This is a genomic window from Halorubrum laminariae, from assembly GCF_024494655.1.
Taxonomy (GTDB): domain Archaea; phylum Halobacteriota; class Halobacteria; order Halobacteriales; family Haloferacaceae; genus Halorubrum; species Halorubrum laminariae.
Genome location: NZ_JANHDL010000006.1, coordinates 166,505 through 180,194, shown reverse-complemented (window position 1 = coordinate 180,194; position 13,690 = coordinate 166,505). Strand labels below are relative to the sequence as shown.

Here is a 13,690-nt window from a genome sequence, read left to right as displayed (position 1 = left end):
TGTAGGTTGAATGGTCATCACGTGGGATCAGTGGCGGAAGAGGTGGATCGCGTCGTCGTCACGGAGGAGACAAAACCGTGCGCCGTCGTTTTCGGGGAATATCATTTTGTCTTCGGACATGGTAAACAGACGCGTGAACGGATCCTCACAGACCGGGCAAGAGATATTTTTTCGGTTCTCCCAGAGGCTTGTCTCGCCGGTGTCTTTCAGCTGTTTGAGCGCGTGACGGTGGTCATGGATATCGAACCGCACCATAGATCTGTGTCCGCTCGGGAGACAGTCAATGTATTCCCGTAAGTATCAGCGTTGATTTTGGTTTTGAGACCAGTTTCGCTTCGGGATCAGTTTCGCTTCGGGATCAGTTTCGCTTCGGGAACTGACTTCGGTGTGAGGATCTGATTCAGTGTGAAAATGATACCACCGTAGGGATCTTACTGTCATGAAGATGGACGGTGTAAGTCGGCTCTGATGGGATGAAAGCCTGCTAAGTCTGAAGCTGACCACAGTCGTGAGGAGGGGAACTCCGCGCTACCGATTAGTCGACTGAGAGAATCCGTTCTATCGAGCGTTCACTGAGTATCGGCCGAGTACAGACGTTCACTGAGTATCGGCCGAGTACAGACGCTCAGCGATGCCGGTTATCTCTCCTAAATCGATTGTTCAGAAAGCGTGTCTTGTGCCCGGGTGAGGGCGATGTCGTCGCCGTTTCTGATGAACTCGCCGATCGCGTTCGCCGCGTTGACGAGAGCATCGGCATCGGTGGGAGATACGTCACCACCGAGCGCTTCGACGCGTTTCGTACGATCACGGAGTTGTTCGAGCACGTTCTGGGCGAGAGACGATCGAGAAGCAGCGGTATCGCTGTCACGTTTAACGGTCTCACCAACCGCGTCACGATCCGTCTCGCTGCTGACGGTGTCGTCTGACACCTCTCGCGACTCCAGTTCGTCAAGATATACAAGGAGATCTCTTCGATACTCCTCCACTGCGTGCACAGTTGCCATACCACGCGCTTTTCGGAGCGATTCGGGAACGTCTTCGGTCGGGGGACGAACTCCGTCTGCTGCACCGGCCAGAAGGCTGAAAAGGTACTCGCGCTCGGTGTCAGTCGGGTCGCGTATCCGATCGTAGATATCAACTGCTTCGAGTAGTTCGCGCGCTGCGAGGTAGGCGGAATCGAGTGTGAGCAGTTCGCCACCTCGAATAAACCCCCGCTTGCGCGTGTACTCGCGGATGTCGGTTTTTAGCTCTGTGACACCATCTTTCGGCAGCGTCTCATGTGCCTCGCCGAACCGAGACTGATGGGCGCTGAGATCGAGTTTCACGGGGGTGTCGGTATGTGTAGTTCGATCGTTCAACCCGACGCTCCGCAGGCTCTCACACTCGGGACACTCGATGGACCCCGTCTCGTAATACGACCAGCGTGTTCCGCATTGTTGGCACTCGCGTTCGCCGCGAACTTTCATACCGGTGTGTCGGTCTCTGCGGGGTAAACGTCTGTGTATCACTGTATCACTGAATCTGTGTGAACGTCGTACACTGTTTGTACATCGTGAGTACCACACACGTGTCGAAAACAGGATTTACGAGTTCGCAGCAGCGATCACGATTAACACACGATATTCCACGGCGTCTGAGCGTCCTACTTCCACGATGTCTGAATATTTTTTAGAGAAACGTCGATGGATAATAGAGACATTATGACGGGAGTGGCACACCGTATTTCCGGTGAAATGGGTGGCGGTGGGTGGATTGTGAGCGTTGGTTTCTGCTCTGCCGGAATTTTCGACGGTAGATGATTTCACTAATTATTTATATTACATCTGTGTATCGTCCACTAAGTGGATCAGCGACTAGCATAATAGCGACAGCGCTAGTTTCATCGGAAATGCAATCCTGCTACTAGACGTGTTTCTCTATACTCACCGTAGCGGCGAACACGATACGGTCACATCAACTATCATCAACTATTAAACCGATCTGGGCCTTCCCGAACCAGATATCTACGCGGACCAGATATCTACGCGGACCAGATATCTACGCGGACCAGATATCTACGCGGACCAGATATCCACGTGGACAGATTGACACCACGTTTCCGGTGAATCTATCACGCTTCTAGTGGGTCTAATTCTGCTCCTAGCGGATCTAACTACGCCCCAGTGAAATTACCTACATCTTCGGCCGATTAGACTACGTTTCTGATGGGTCAGACTACTCCTCTCCACTGTTTTCATTTTAGTCGTTTTGTGTCTATTCTCTCTTACTGTATCCTCGTTTCTCACATTATCCGCTCCTACCCTACTCCACCTCACTTTACTCTTCCCCGCCCATTTCACCGGAAATACGGTGTGTGTCTCAAACCGAAATTCCCCCACTCGAAGCGGAATACATTTCACCGGAAACACGGTGTCCCCTCCATGGACGCAGCGGACGACCTCTTCACTAGGGAGGATCCGATATTCGCGAACAAGGAACTGCTAGAGATCAGCCATCTCCCCGGCGAGGGACGGATCGTCGGCCGTGACGACGAGATATCGAACCTCGCCACGGCGGTTAATCCGGCAATCTTCGGACAGAGCCCGAGCAACGTACTCATCTACGGGAAAACGGGTACTGGAAAGTCGCTTTGTGCGAAGTACGTCTCGAAGCGGCTCGTCTCTACGGCCGGCGAAGAAGATGTCAACGCGATGTTCGCCTACGTAGACTGTGCACAAGACACCACGGAGACGCAGGCCGTTCAAACCATCGCAGATAGCGTCAACGACCCCGACATGACTGGAATTAACGTTCCGGATAAGGGATTATCCACGTCGACGTACTACAAACGACTCTGGCGCATCCTCGACCAACGCTACGATGTTGTACTCATCATTCTCGACGAGATCGATAAGCTCGACGACGATGCCATCTTGATGCAACTCTCCCGAGCCGGTGAGGCCGGAAAGATCACCGATTGTAAACTCGGTGTCATCGGGATCAGCAACAAGATCCAGTACAAAGACCGCATGGACGAACGCGTCAAATCGAGCCTCTGTGAGCGTGAGTTTGTCTTCCCGCCGTATGACGCGAACCAGCTCAGAGAGATCATGCAGGCCCGCGCCGACGCGTTCCACGATGAGGTGCTCGAACCGTCGACGATACCGCGCGCAGCGGCGCTCGCCGCCCGTGAACACGGTGACGCGCGAAAGGCCATCGACATCCTCAGATACGCTGGCGAGATCGCCCAGTCGAACGGCGAGCCGACCGTTCGCGAAGGATTCGTCACACAGGCCCGCGAGCGCGCGGAAACCGATCGATTTCGCGAACTCATCCGGGGATCGACGCCGCACTCGCGATACGTGCTTCAAGCGCTCGCACTCCTTTCGCTCTCTTCCGGGCGTCAAGATGGATTCCGGACGAGTCGGGTATACGAAATATACGAGAACATCTGTCGTCAGGAGGGATCAGACAGCCTCTCTCTTCGACGCGTTCGTGATTTGCTCAAAGAACACGCCTTTCTCGACATCATCGAACAATCGAAACACAGTGGCGGGAGCGCCGAGGGCAGCTACACCAAACACCAACTGTTAGAAGATCCGAGCGTCGTCAAAGACGTGCTGACCGAAGAGTAGCCGAACTACCTCATTATACGCGGAGCAGGCGCAATACCACGGCCTTCAGGCCGTGGATACGCGCCGTCACTCAGTGACACGTTCCACAGGTACCAACAAGGCCGGATATTCCACGCCAGACATAGGCTTTAATAGAATATACTCATAACTCATTATGAACACAGTACGATGCTGGAGACGACCCGTACATACGTCGCCAGAATCACGAACCACAGTCAGGTTCGTGACGACCTCGACCAGTGCGGGTTCTCTGCGTCGAAACTGTGGAACGCCGGACGCTACTATATCCAAGGCCGATGGGATGAGGACGGTGAGATCCCCGACGAAGCCGAGTTGAAATCGGAGTTGAAAGACCACGAACGCTACAGTGACCTGCATTCTCAGTCAAGTCAGCGAGTTCTCGAAGAACTTGCAGAGGCGTTCACCGGGTGGTACAACTCCGACGACGGCAACAACCCACCGGGCTACAGGAAACGTGGCGACCGACACCCACGCTCCACCGTCACGTGGAAGAAACGAGCCATCAAACACGACGACAAACATAGTCAACTCCGGCTCTCGAAGGGCTTCAACCTGAAGCAGAGTCGGTCTGACTTCATCCTCGCCGAGTACGAAACTCGACCCGACGTACAGGTGGAGAACATCCAGCAGGTGCGTGCCGTCTACAACGGCGACCGCTGGGAACTCCACCTCGTCTGTAAGAAAGAACTCCCCGTTGAAGACGCTCCCGGCGACAAGACAGCGGGAATCGACCTCGGCATCAGCAACTACCTCGCTATCAACTACGAGGACGGCCCCTCGGAGTTGTATCCGGGGAACACGCTGAAAGAGGACAAGCACTACTTCACCCGTGAGGAGTACCAGACCGAAGGCGAGAACGGGCCATCGAAGCGTGCGCGGAGGGCTCGGCGGAAACTCTCCCGGCGCAAAGACCACTTCCTCCACACCCTCAGCAAACACATCGTTGAGCGATGTGCCGAAGAAGGTGTGGAGAAGATGGCAGTTGGCGACCTCAGCGACATCCGCGAAGACGAGAACGGTGACTCGCGGCACTGGGGTGCGTCGGGAAATAAGAAGTTGCACGGGTGGGAGTTCGACCGATTCGCTCGTCTGCTCGAATATAAGGCCGAGGAACACGGCATTCTTGTTGATCGTGTGGACGAGGAGAACACGAGCAAGACGTGTTCGTGTTGCGGCCAGATTCGAGATACGAACCGCGTGGAGCGAGGTCTGTACATCTGTGAATCGTGCGAAACGACGATGAACGCGGACGTGAACGGTGCGGTGAATATCCGGCGAAAGATAACTCAGAGTCCCCCGACGGGGGATATGAGTAACGGCTGGTTGGCACAGCCCGGAGTCTTCCTGTTCGACCGCGAGAGCGGACGGTTCACACCGAGAGGGCAGGGAGACTGCAAACTCTAATATCCCAACGCTCGGGATTCCTCCGCCTGAAGGCGGAGGAGGATGTCAACAGTGCCGTCGGTGAACCGTTGGAATATGTCGACTATCGCCGAAGCGATTCTGGACTTCGACGGCCCGACGCCCCGCGTCGTCGCCGACTTGCGGAGCGTCTCGTTCGAGATCGAGTACGTGCGCGACGATGTCGAGGACCGCTACTCCGACGGCGACCTCGAGGAGGCGTATCAGTTGGTGATGTCGAATCAGGTAACGGGCGACGACTTCAAGCGACTCGTCGGGCGGAACCGGTACCAAGCGCAGACGCTGTTCTTCGACGACCTCGTCGTGTTCCTGTTCCCCTCGGACCGGTACGACGCGGTATTCGCGTCGTACGATTACGGCGAGGAGTTTCCGGTGAACGACCTAGTGAGCGCAGTCTCTGAGGCGCGGGCGACGGAGTAGCTGGGACGCGGGGCCGCAGACTGTGACTCCTACTCCTCCGGATCTTCGCCGCGCGCCCGCTTGTACATCGCCAGCGCTCGCTCGCGGCGCTCGGAGTGGTCGACGACGGGGTGCGGGTACTCAGGTGCGGCGTTCGCGCGCTGGGTCGGCGACAGTTCGTGCCAGCCGTGGACGACATCCGGGTCGACACCGCGTAACTCCGGGACGTACTCTTTGATATACGCCGCGTCCGGATCGTAGCGCTCGCCCTGTGTCATCGGGTTGAAGATGCGGAAGTAGGGCTGCGCGTCGGTGCCCGTCGAGGCCGCCCACTGCCACCCGCCGTTGTCGTTCGCGGTGTCGTGGTCGGCGAGGCGCTCGCGGAAGTGCGCGTATCCGTGTCGCCAGTCCGCGAGGAGGTCCTTCGTCAGGAAGGAGGCGACGATCATCCGCACGCGGTTATGCATGAATGCCTCCTCGCGGAGCTGGCGCATCCCGGCGTCGACGATGGGGTAGCCCGTCTCGCCGCGCTTCCACGCCGCGATCTCCTCCGGATCGTCGCGCCACTCGATCCCCTCCTCGTACGCCTTGTAGTTCGCCGTCACCACCTCGGGGTTGTGAAAGAGCACCTGCGCGTAGAACTCCCGCCACGCGAGCTGCTGTTGGAACTCCTCGACTTGTTCCGGCGCGTCCTCTGCCCGCGAGTCCGACTCGGCCGCCGCCATCGCCTTCGCCGTCGCCGCGTACGTCTCCCGAATACCGATCTCGCCGTACTTGAGGAACGTCGAGAGCCGCGAGGTCGCCTCCCGCGCCGGGTAGTCCCGCTCGGCCTCGTAGGCGAACACCGCCTCGTCGAGGAAGTTGTCGAGTCGCTCGCGAGCGACCGCGGTCCCCGCCGGGCCCACGTCGGCGTCGGGCACCGCGAAGCCGAGGTCAACGAGAGAGGGGAGATCGCCGACCGCGACATCGACGATCCCGGAGTCGCCTCTCGCTGCGTCATCGCCCGTTGCATCATCGCCCGTTGCATCATCGCCCCACGCGTCGCCATCGTCCGCGACCGGTCCGCCGGCCGCGCCCGGCGAGTCGGACCGCGCGACCGTATCGACTGCGTCGGCCAATCGCCCGGAGTCAGCGACCGCCTCGGCGTCGGGCGTCGGTACCGGGTCTGCCTTCTCTCGGTCGGTCCACTTCTTCCAGTAGTAGCTGTACACCGAGTACGGGTCGCCGGCGTTCGTCCGGATCGCGTCGGGGTCGTGGAGGACCGCGTCGTGGTGCGCCTCGCGCTCGATCCCGTTCGCGTCGAGCGCGCGCCGGACGGCCGCGTCGCGCTCGCGGGCGAGTCCCGAGTAATCGCGGTTCCACCCGACTCGGTCGGCGTCGAGTGTGTCCGCGATCGCCGGGATCGCGGTTACCGGGTCGCCGCGCGCGACGAGCAGGTCGCTCCCTCGCTCGCGGTAGTCGTCACGGAGGGCTGCGAGCCCGTCAAGGAGACGCCGCACTCGAACGTCGCTGGCGTGCGCGAGCACGTCGTCGTCGAAGACGAAGACGGGCGCGACGGCGGCGTCGACGGTGGCGTCGGCATCGTTGGTGACGGCGGAATCGTCGGTGACGGCGGCGTCGGCACCTCCGTCGCCCGACGCGACGCGATCTGCGGCCGCCGCGAGCCCGACGTTGTCGGCGACCCGCAGGTCCCGTCGGTGCCAGAAAAGTTCCATAGGATCGCCACGGGCGCGCACACTGTGAAACCATCGGGCGACGAGGCGGCAGCGGGGCGGCGAAGTGGCAGCGGGGCGGCGAAGTGGCAGCGGGGCGGCGAAGTGGCAGCGGGGCGACGAGGTGGCAGCCGACAACGCGCGAGCCGACCGCGAGGTCACCGGTTACTCCGTCGCGTCGATCCCGGTCAGCGATTCCAACAGGTGGACGGCCGCTCCCTTCGCCAGCGGCTCGTTGGCGTTCCCGCAGTGCGGTGACTGCACGCAGGCGGGACAGCCGCCCTCGCAGTCGCAGCCGGCAATGAGCCGCGCGGTCCGCTCCATCAGCTCCTCGATCCGCTCGTGGCCCCGACGCGTGAGACCGACGCCGCCGGGATAGCCGTCGTAGACGAACACCGCCGGCCCGTCGGTGTGAGAGTGGTAGGGCGTCGAGATGCCGCCGATGTCGGCGCGGTCACACAGCAGGTGGAACGGGAAAAGCGAGATGAGTCCGTGTTCGGCGGCGTGGATCCCGCCGTTGAACGCGTGTTCCCCACCCGGCGGAGTCTCGTCTCCGTTATCCGAACTCTCACCTGCCGATCCCCCGTCGACAGCGGCGGTCCACCCTCCGATCGCTCGCATCTCGCCTTCGATGTCCGCTGGAACCGGGAAGTAGAGCGCCTTCGTTCGGAGCGTCGTCTCCGGGAGGTCGAGCGCCGACTCGCCGAGCGAGTCGCCGGTCGCCGCGTCTTTCCGGACGAATCCCGTGATCTGTTCGGTGACGGTGACGTCCGCGAACCGGACCGGCACGTCGGGGCGGGCGGAAAGGTCGTGCTCCGCGAGGTCGGCGTTCACGACGACATCCTTCTCAGAGAGCACCCGCGTGTAGTAGTCCGCCCACGACTGCTGTAGCTCGGCGACGTTGCGGTCCAGATCGAGGTCGACCACCTCGTACGTGCGCCCCTGTTGGTGGTAGATCGCACCGGGGTGGGCGTCCCGCAGGGCGTCGGCGAACCCGAGCGTCGCGATCGTCTCGCCGCTCGATTTGTCGAGCAGCGATACCTCTCGTTCTTCGGCGGTTCGCAGATTGACCGACTGCTGCGGGCTCGACGGCCCGGCGTGGACCCAGCGGAGCCCCTGTGCCGTCTCCCGGCGATCGAGGGTTCCGGCGTCCGTCAGCGATCCCACCACGCCGGGGAACGAGTCGCCGAACAGGCGCTCGTCGGCCGGCGAGAGCCAGTACTCGTCGGCCGCACAGGCGACGTGTCGGGGGAGCAGCTGGTCGTTTTCCGGGTCGCAGATCGCGTCTTCGGGTGGTGCCTCGAAGAAGTCGGTCGTATGGGTCATGAGGTACTGGTCGAGCTGGTCTTCGCCGCCGACCATCACGACGAGGGCGGGGTCGTCTCCACGGCCGGCCCGCCCCGCGCGCTGGTGTGCCGACATTCGCGTTCCGGGATAGCCATCCAAGAGCACGGCGTCGAGCCCGCCCACGTCGACACCGAGTTCCAGCGCGCTCGTCGTCCACACGCCCCGCAAGTCCCCCGCGTGGAGATCGGCTTCGATCTCGCGGCGGCGGTCGTCCGACAGCGCGGCCTGGTACGCGCCGACTTTCGACGCAAGGTCGCGCTCGCCCCGCTCTCGGAGGTCGCTCGCGCTGTCCGTCGCGTACTGCTCCGCGGTCTGTCGCGCGCGGGTGAACGCCAGCGTCTGTGCGCCCGCGGTCACGAGGTCACAGAAGAGGCGCTTGGTCTCGGTGTGGCTCGACTTCCGCCGGCCGCTGCCGCGTTCGGCCCAGTCGTCGTCGTACTCCGGCGGGTTCCACAGGACCCAATCGCGCGGCCCTCGCCCCGACGCGTCCTCGTCGACGAGCGCGATCCCATCGGGGTCGCGGCCGGTCACCGTCGCGACGTGCTCGACGGGGTTGTTGATCGTCGCCGAACAGCAGACGAACTGCGGGCTGGAGCCGAACCGCTCGCAGGTACGTGCGAGTCGCCGCATGGTCAGCGCGACCTGCGAACCGAACACGCCCCGGTAGCTGTGAACCTCGTCGATGACGACGTACTCCAGCGAGGCGAAGAACCACTCCCAGAGTCGCCCCGCGTACGGCAACAGGGCGTAGTGGAGCATATCGGGATTCGACAGCAGCACGGTCGGCTCGCGGTCGCGCACCGCGCGCTTCTCGCTTCGGGAGAGCCGTCCCGTGTAGGAGTCGACCGACACCCGGCTGCCGAAGCCGAGTCCGGCGGCGAGATCCGACAGCGACTCCGCTTGGTCCGCGATCAGCGCGTTCTGTGGGCCGATGTAGAGCGTGCGTCCGCCGTGGTCCATCGCGGCCTCGAAGGCCGGGACGGTGTACGCGAGTGACTTCCCGCTCGCCGTCTCGGTGGCGAGCACCACGTCGTCGCCGTCGCGGACCGCCTCGATCGCGTCGGTCTGGTGGCGGTAGAGCCGATCGATCCCGTCTTTCGCGAGCGCGTCGGCCATCCGCGGCGCGAGTTCGACATCGCGGAAATCGGGCTCACGCGCCGGGAGCCGCCGGTGTTCGGCGACCTGTCCCTCGTAGAACGGGCGATCTTGCAGCCACTCGACGGCGTCGTCCACGGTTACACGATTCACGCGACGGTCGCGCCTAACGGTTGCGGTTAGCACGGCCGGATGGCCTCTCAGTGCGCGCGTCACTGCGACGGCTCGGAGTACGACGGCTCAGACGGCCCCTCACGCGCGAGCGGCGGCAGCCGAACCTCGGTCGCGACAGGAGCGTCGAGCGGCAGTTTCATCCGCAGATCGCTCCGGCGTTCGCCGGGCTCGAAACCGACCGTGCGGTAGACGTTGCGGGCGATCCGGTTTCCGGCCTCGACGTGGAGTTCGATCGCCTCGCGGTCTGCCGCTGCGGCGTTGGCTATCACGTGTCGGCACAGCTCCGTCCCGACTCCGCGGTCTTGGGCCGCCGAGTGGACGAACACGGCGAGTTCGGGAACGTCCGCGTCGGTCGGGGTGTACATCGCGTGCCCGAGCACCTCGCCGTCGCGCTCGGCGACGACGTTGTTCCCCTCCGCGAGCACCGACTCGATCCATTTCGCGCACTGGCGGCGAACGACAGGCGGGAGCCCCTGTGCGCGATCCTCCCGGCCGAACCGCTCGTACATCTCGGCGAGCGGTGCGAGATCCGCTGGCCCGGCCGGCCGAATCGTCCAGCGCGCGCCGCGTTTGTCCACGAACCGCGGGCAGCGCGGCGGACAGTGGATCGTCCCCTCGCACTCGCTCGCATCCCACCCTCCACAGACGGCGTCGGTGGATTCGGCGGTCATGGCTGCACCTTGGCTTTTCGGCGGGATATAGACCTTGACAGACTTTCAGGCGATGAGAATACGCGCGAGAGATCTGCGAGGTCACATGCGTGTGATTTACTCACACGTTGTGGGAATTAAAAAACCGAGAAGTTCCGCTCGGGTCCGCCGCGTATTTGTCGCTTGCGGGGTACGCTCACCTATGGACAAGCAGGCCGTCCGGGAGGCCGTCTGGGACGCGTTCGACGAGGGCGATCAGGCCCGGTTTCCGTTTCCGCCCCACGATCGGATCCCGAACTTCGCGGGCGCAGACGCGGCGTGCGAGCGGCTGACAGCGACGCCGGAGTGGGCGGCCGCCGAGACGCTGAAGTGCAATCCCGACGCACCACAGTTACCGGTGCGGCGGGCAGCGCTCCGAGCCGGCAAGACCGTGTATGTCGCCCAGCCGCGACTGCGAGATTCAGACCCGTTCCTCCGCATCGACCCCGCTTCCCTCGCCGCCGACGAGATCGACGACGCCACCACCGTCTCCGGTATCGGCGAGTACGGCGACCCCGTCTCGCCCGAGGCGGTCGCCGAGGGACCGACGATCGACCTCGTGGTCTCGGGCTCCGTCGGCGTCACGACTGATGGGGCACGGATCGGAAAGGGCGAGGGGTACAGCGATCTGGAGTGGGGCGTCCTCCGCGAACTGGATGCGGTCGATACGGCCACGACGATCGCGACGACGGTCCACGAACTGTCGGTTCTCGACGGTCCCGAGTCGGCCGTCACCGAGACCGGCAACGCTGGGAGTAACACGGACACACCGGAGACGAAGCCCGCGCTCCCGGAGCCGGACGCACACGACGTTCCGATCGACCTGATCGCGACGCCCGAGCGAACGATCCGAACGGAGACGCCCTACTCCCGACCGAGCGGGATCGACTGGGATGCGCTCGACGACGAGACAATCGAGGCGATTCCGGTGCTGGCCGAGCGAGCACCCGCTGAAAAATAGATCGAGTATCGATTCACTGGCTCATCTGCTCGTCCGGTCACCAACTCACAGCCCGGTATTGTTCAGTCCGCGCACTGCGACGCCGGGGCGGACCGCTCGGGACGGTGGTCGGCCACGTGGCCGCACTCCGGACAGACGACCGTCCGCTCGTCGCCGTCGCTGACGACGAGCCATCCCTCGTTCAGGGCGCTCTCGAAGCTGCACTCCGCACAGAAGAGGACCGACTTCCGGCGGGACGACCGGTGACTGCTGGCGACTGCATTCATGTCTACACCAAGTATCCCGACGTATAAGGGTCTTGTCCGACCTGATCGATCCGTATATATGGGTGTATATAGATCAATCCCCGGCTAAATGAGAAATTCGTTGATCAAACATGAGATATCGAGGGCGTTCAGACAAGAGGTCGGTCGCCCTCCGATCTGTGACATCTCGTCGTCGCGTCAGCGGGCCAGCGGCATGTTATAGCTGGTCTCCTCGTCCATCACCAACTCCCACGTCGCCTCGCACTCGCAGGAAGCCTGCTCGAAGACGCTCGGATCCTGCCGGCGGTCGAAGTCCTTGATCGCTGTCTGTACGCGGTCGTCGCACTCGCCGCAGTTGTGCGCACCTCTATCAGATCCGTGGCCAACCGGATCGGAGACGACGATCGCGTCGACGTCAGCCGTCTCTTCGAGGACGTGTGCGACCGACCAGAGCCACGGCGGCCGGTAGCCGCCCTCGAAGAACAGCTCGTCGACCATCGTGTATCGCTGGACGTTGGTGGGGTTCATCGAGACGGTGTGACATCCCTCGACGGCCGCACAGCGCCGGATCGAGTCGATCATGTCCGCCGCGGCCTCGGGCTCCGCGAGGAACGGGGGCTTCAGCAGGAGGTATGCCTTGATCCCCACGTCGGCGTCGAAGGTCGCGTCCGCGGCGGCCGCCTCGCCGCAGGCGTCTTCGAAGTCGGCGAAGTCGAAGTACTTGTTCACGCAGTCGCGGCGGACGCGGTCGGTCGCGGTCTCCAACCCGACTGCCACGTCGGTGGCGATGCCGTGGTCCGCGAAGTCGCCGATCTTCTCCCGATCGACGAAGTCCGGCAGCGACTCAACGACGATGCGGTCGCGGTCCGCGAACGTCTCGGCGATCGCTCGGCGGGTCTCGGCCGGGACCTCCCGCTCGTCGAGGAACGACCCGGAGGTGTAGATCTTGATCAGCTCTGCGGGTGCCTCGGCGTTTTCCGCCTCGTGGTCGAGACACGCGTCGATCTGACTCATGAGGTCCTCGTGGGCGACGCTGCCGCCCTCGACCGACTCGGCGACGTAGCCACACATCGTGCAGCCGCCGGCGCGGGCCCACCGGCAGCCGCCGGTATTCAGGATGATCGTGAGCGAGTTCACGACACCGTCGGGCGTGTTGTCCTCGTCTATCCACACGCGGGTGGGCTCCGTCGGGTCGTACGTCTCCGAGCGCTCGGCGCGGATGTCGCGCATCACGGCGTTGTGCGCGTCCATCCCGCGCCCCTGCTCGTACGCGTCGGGGCTCGGCTTGCTCATTATCGGGGAAAACGGCCGAGCGCGTAAAGTCGTGTCGTCATCGCGGTTCGATCGACTATCGACCGAGGGCAACCGCGCAGTCGCGATCGGTCTACCGCGACGCGGACGACCGGATCTGTCGGACCGCGTAGCCTCCCGAACCGACGGCCGCGCCGATCGTGTTGACGCCGGCGTCGGTCCACGCGAACGATCGCCACGGAACGGTCGACTGCGCGAACTCCACGCCGAACCCGACCGCGGTGGCGACGAGGATTCCGGCCACGGTGGCGACGGGAATACCGACCGCGGTGGCGGCGACGAGCGAGGTTGCGGCGGCCGGATTCCTGTCCGCGTCGGCGGAGACGGCGTCGGTCTCACGGTCGTCCGCACGCCTGCTCCGCTCGACCGTCGGCGTCGCGTGCGCGGCCCGAGTCACGGCCGCACCGAGGGCCGCGTAGCCGACGAGATGGAACAGCGTGGTGACACCCACCCACGCCGGAAGCAGCCCGGCTCCCTGACCACCATCCGGCACGCAGCCGATCGCGAGGTCCGGCACCGGTACGAGCGACGCGAGGAGGATGGCCGTCACGATCGCGGCGACGAGCGTCCACGGATCACGTCTGCGAATCCGAGAGCTGCGACCGTGCGTCCGGGGACCGCGGCGAGGGGGAGACACGCCGCGGGTTTCGACACGGATCGGGTTAACTCCCAGTGCGGCCCGCGGAGCGCGCACGTCCGA

12 protein-coding genes are annotated in these 13,690 nt (G+C 63.2%); 4 read left to right on the top strand and 8 right to left on the bottom strand.

What is annotated here, in order from left to right; genetic code table 11:
* Window positions 1-27: 27 nt before the first annotated feature.
* Window positions 28-255, bottom strand: a complete 228-nt coding sequence (locus tag NO887_RS12205) for a DUF7385 family protein (protein ID WP_256418562.1) — start codon at window positions 253-255, stop codon at window positions 28-30.
* A gap of 392 nt (window positions 256-647) precedes the next feature.
* On the bottom strand, window positions 648-1,466 hold the full coding sequence (locus NO887_RS12200; RefSeq protein WP_256418561.1) for a DUF7117 family protein: 819 nt from the start codon (window positions 1,464-1,466) through the stop codon (window positions 648-650).
* A gap of 954 nt (window positions 1,467-2,420) precedes the next feature.
* Here NO887_RS12200 and NO887_RS12195 point away from each other — a divergent pair.
* The 3 genes from NO887_RS12195 to NO887_RS12185 all read left to right on the top strand — a co-directional run bounded on the left by NO887_RS12195 (window position 2,421) and on the right by NO887_RS12185 (window position 5,477).
* On the top strand, window positions 2,421-3,614 hold the full coding sequence (locus tag NO887_RS12195; protein ID WP_256418560.1) for a Cdc6/Cdc18 family protein: 1,194 nt from the start codon (window positions 2,421-2,423) through the stop codon (window positions 3,612-3,614).
* A 168-nt stretch (window positions 3,615-3,782) separates the two neighbouring features.
* Complete coding sequence (locus NO887_RS12190) at window positions 3,783-5,039, top strand: RNA-guided endonuclease InsQ/TnpB family protein (RefSeq protein WP_256418559.1); 1,257 nt, start codon at window positions 3,783-3,785, stop codon at window positions 5,037-5,039.
* A 75-nt stretch (window positions 5,040-5,114) separates the two neighbouring features.
* Window positions 5,115-5,477 carry a DUF7522 family protein gene (locus NO887_RS12185; RefSeq protein ID WP_256418558.1) on the top strand — a complete coding sequence of 121 codons (363 nt, stop codon included), beginning with the start codon at window positions 5,115-5,117 and terminating at the stop codon, window positions 5,475-5,477.
* A gap of 29 nt (window positions 5,478-5,506) precedes the next feature.
* Here the strand turns inward: NO887_RS12185 and NO887_RS12180 are convergent, their stop codons facing one another.
* The 3 genes from NO887_RS12180 to NO887_RS12170 form a co-directional block, all read right to left on the bottom strand.
* Window positions 5,507-7,171: a cryptochrome/photolyase family protein gene (locus NO887_RS12180; RefSeq protein ID WP_256418557.1), complete on the bottom strand. Its 1,665-nt coding sequence runs from the start codon at window positions 7,169-7,171 to the stop codon at window positions 5,507-5,509.
* 162 nt (window positions 7,172-7,333) lie between these two features.
* On the bottom strand, window positions 7,334-9,748 hold the full coding sequence (locus tag NO887_RS12175) for a DEAD/DEAH box helicase (protein ID WP_256418556.1): 2,415 nt from the start codon (window positions 9,746-9,748) through the stop codon (window positions 7,334-7,336).
* A 74-nt stretch (window positions 9,749-9,822) separates the two neighbouring features.
* Window positions 9,823-10,455 carry a GNAT family N-acetyltransferase gene (locus tag NO887_RS12170; RefSeq protein WP_256418555.1) on the bottom strand — a complete coding sequence of 211 codons (633 nt, stop codon included), beginning with the start codon at window positions 10,453-10,455 and terminating at the stop codon, window positions 9,823-9,825.
* A gap of 181 nt (window positions 10,456-10,636) precedes the next feature.
* On the opposite strand from NO887_RS12170, the gene NO887_RS12165 reads away from it, so the two are divergent.
* Entirely contained in the window at window positions 10,637-11,434 is a 798-nt protein-coding gene (locus tag NO887_RS12165; RefSeq protein WP_256418554.1) for a 5-formyltetrahydrofolate cyclo-ligase, read from the top strand.
* 62 nt (window positions 11,435-11,496) lie between these two features.
* Here NO887_RS12165 and NO887_RS12160 read toward each other — a convergent pair whose 3' ends face one another.
* From NO887_RS12160 to NO887_RS12150, 3 genes are all read right to left on the bottom strand, one after another.
* Window positions 11,497-11,700 carry a DUF8106 domain-containing protein gene (locus NO887_RS12160; protein ID WP_256418553.1) on the bottom strand — a complete coding sequence of 68 codons (204 nt, stop codon included), beginning with the start codon at window positions 11,698-11,700 and terminating at the stop codon, window positions 11,497-11,499.
* A gap of 177 nt (window positions 11,701-11,877) precedes the next feature.
* Entirely contained in the window at window positions 11,878-12,972 is a 1,095-nt protein-coding gene (locus NO887_RS12155; protein WP_256418552.1) for an archaeosine biosynthesis radical SAM protein RaSEA, read from the bottom strand.
* Window positions 12,973-13,063: 91 nt separating this feature from the next.
* Complete coding sequence (locus NO887_RS12150; RefSeq protein WP_256418551.1) at window positions 13,064-13,627, bottom strand: VanZ family protein; 564 nt, start codon at window positions 13,625-13,627, stop codon at window positions 13,064-13,066.
* Between the last annotated feature and the right edge of the window lie 63 nt (window positions 13,628-13,690).

Bases quoted from the DNA above. Each gene is read 5' to 3' on its own strand.
- NO887_RS12205 (WP_256418562.1), bottom strand. From the start codon at position 255: ATGGTGCGGTTCGATATCCATGACCACCGTCACGCGCTCAAACAGCTG.
- NO887_RS12200 (WP_256418561.1), bottom strand. From the start codon at position 1,466: ATGAAAGTTCGCGGCGAACGCGAGTGCCAACAATGCGGAACACGCTGG.
- NO887_RS12195 (WP_256418560.1), top strand. From the start codon at position 2,421: ATGGACGCAGCGGACGACCTCTTCACTAGGGAGGATCCGATATTCGCG.
- NO887_RS12190 (WP_256418559.1), top strand. From the start codon at position 3,783: ATGCTGGAGACGACCCGTACATACGTCGCCAGAATCACGAACCACAGT.
- NO887_RS12185 (WP_256418558.1), top strand. From the start codon at position 5,115: ATGTCGACTATCGCCGAAGCGATTCTGGACTTCGACGGCCCGACGCCC.
- NO887_RS12180 (WP_256418557.1), bottom strand. From the start codon at position 7,171: ATGGAACTTTTCTGGCACCGACGGGACCTGCGGGTCGCCGACAACGTC.
- NO887_RS12170 (WP_256418555.1), bottom strand. From the start codon at position 10,455: ATGACCGCCGAATCCACCGACGCCGTCTGTGGAGGGTGGGATGCGAGC.
- NO887_RS12165 (WP_256418554.1), top strand. From the start codon at position 10,637: ATGGACAAGCAGGCCGTCCGGGAGGCCGTCTGGGACGCGTTCGACGAG.
- NO887_RS12160 (WP_256418553.1), bottom strand. From the start codon at position 11,700: ATGAATGCAGTCGCCAGCAGTCACCGGTCGTCCCGCCGGAAGTCGGTC.
- NO887_RS12155 (WP_256418552.1), bottom strand. From the start codon at position 12,972: ATGAGCAAGCCGAGCCCCGACGCGTACGAGCAGGGGCGCGGGATGGAC.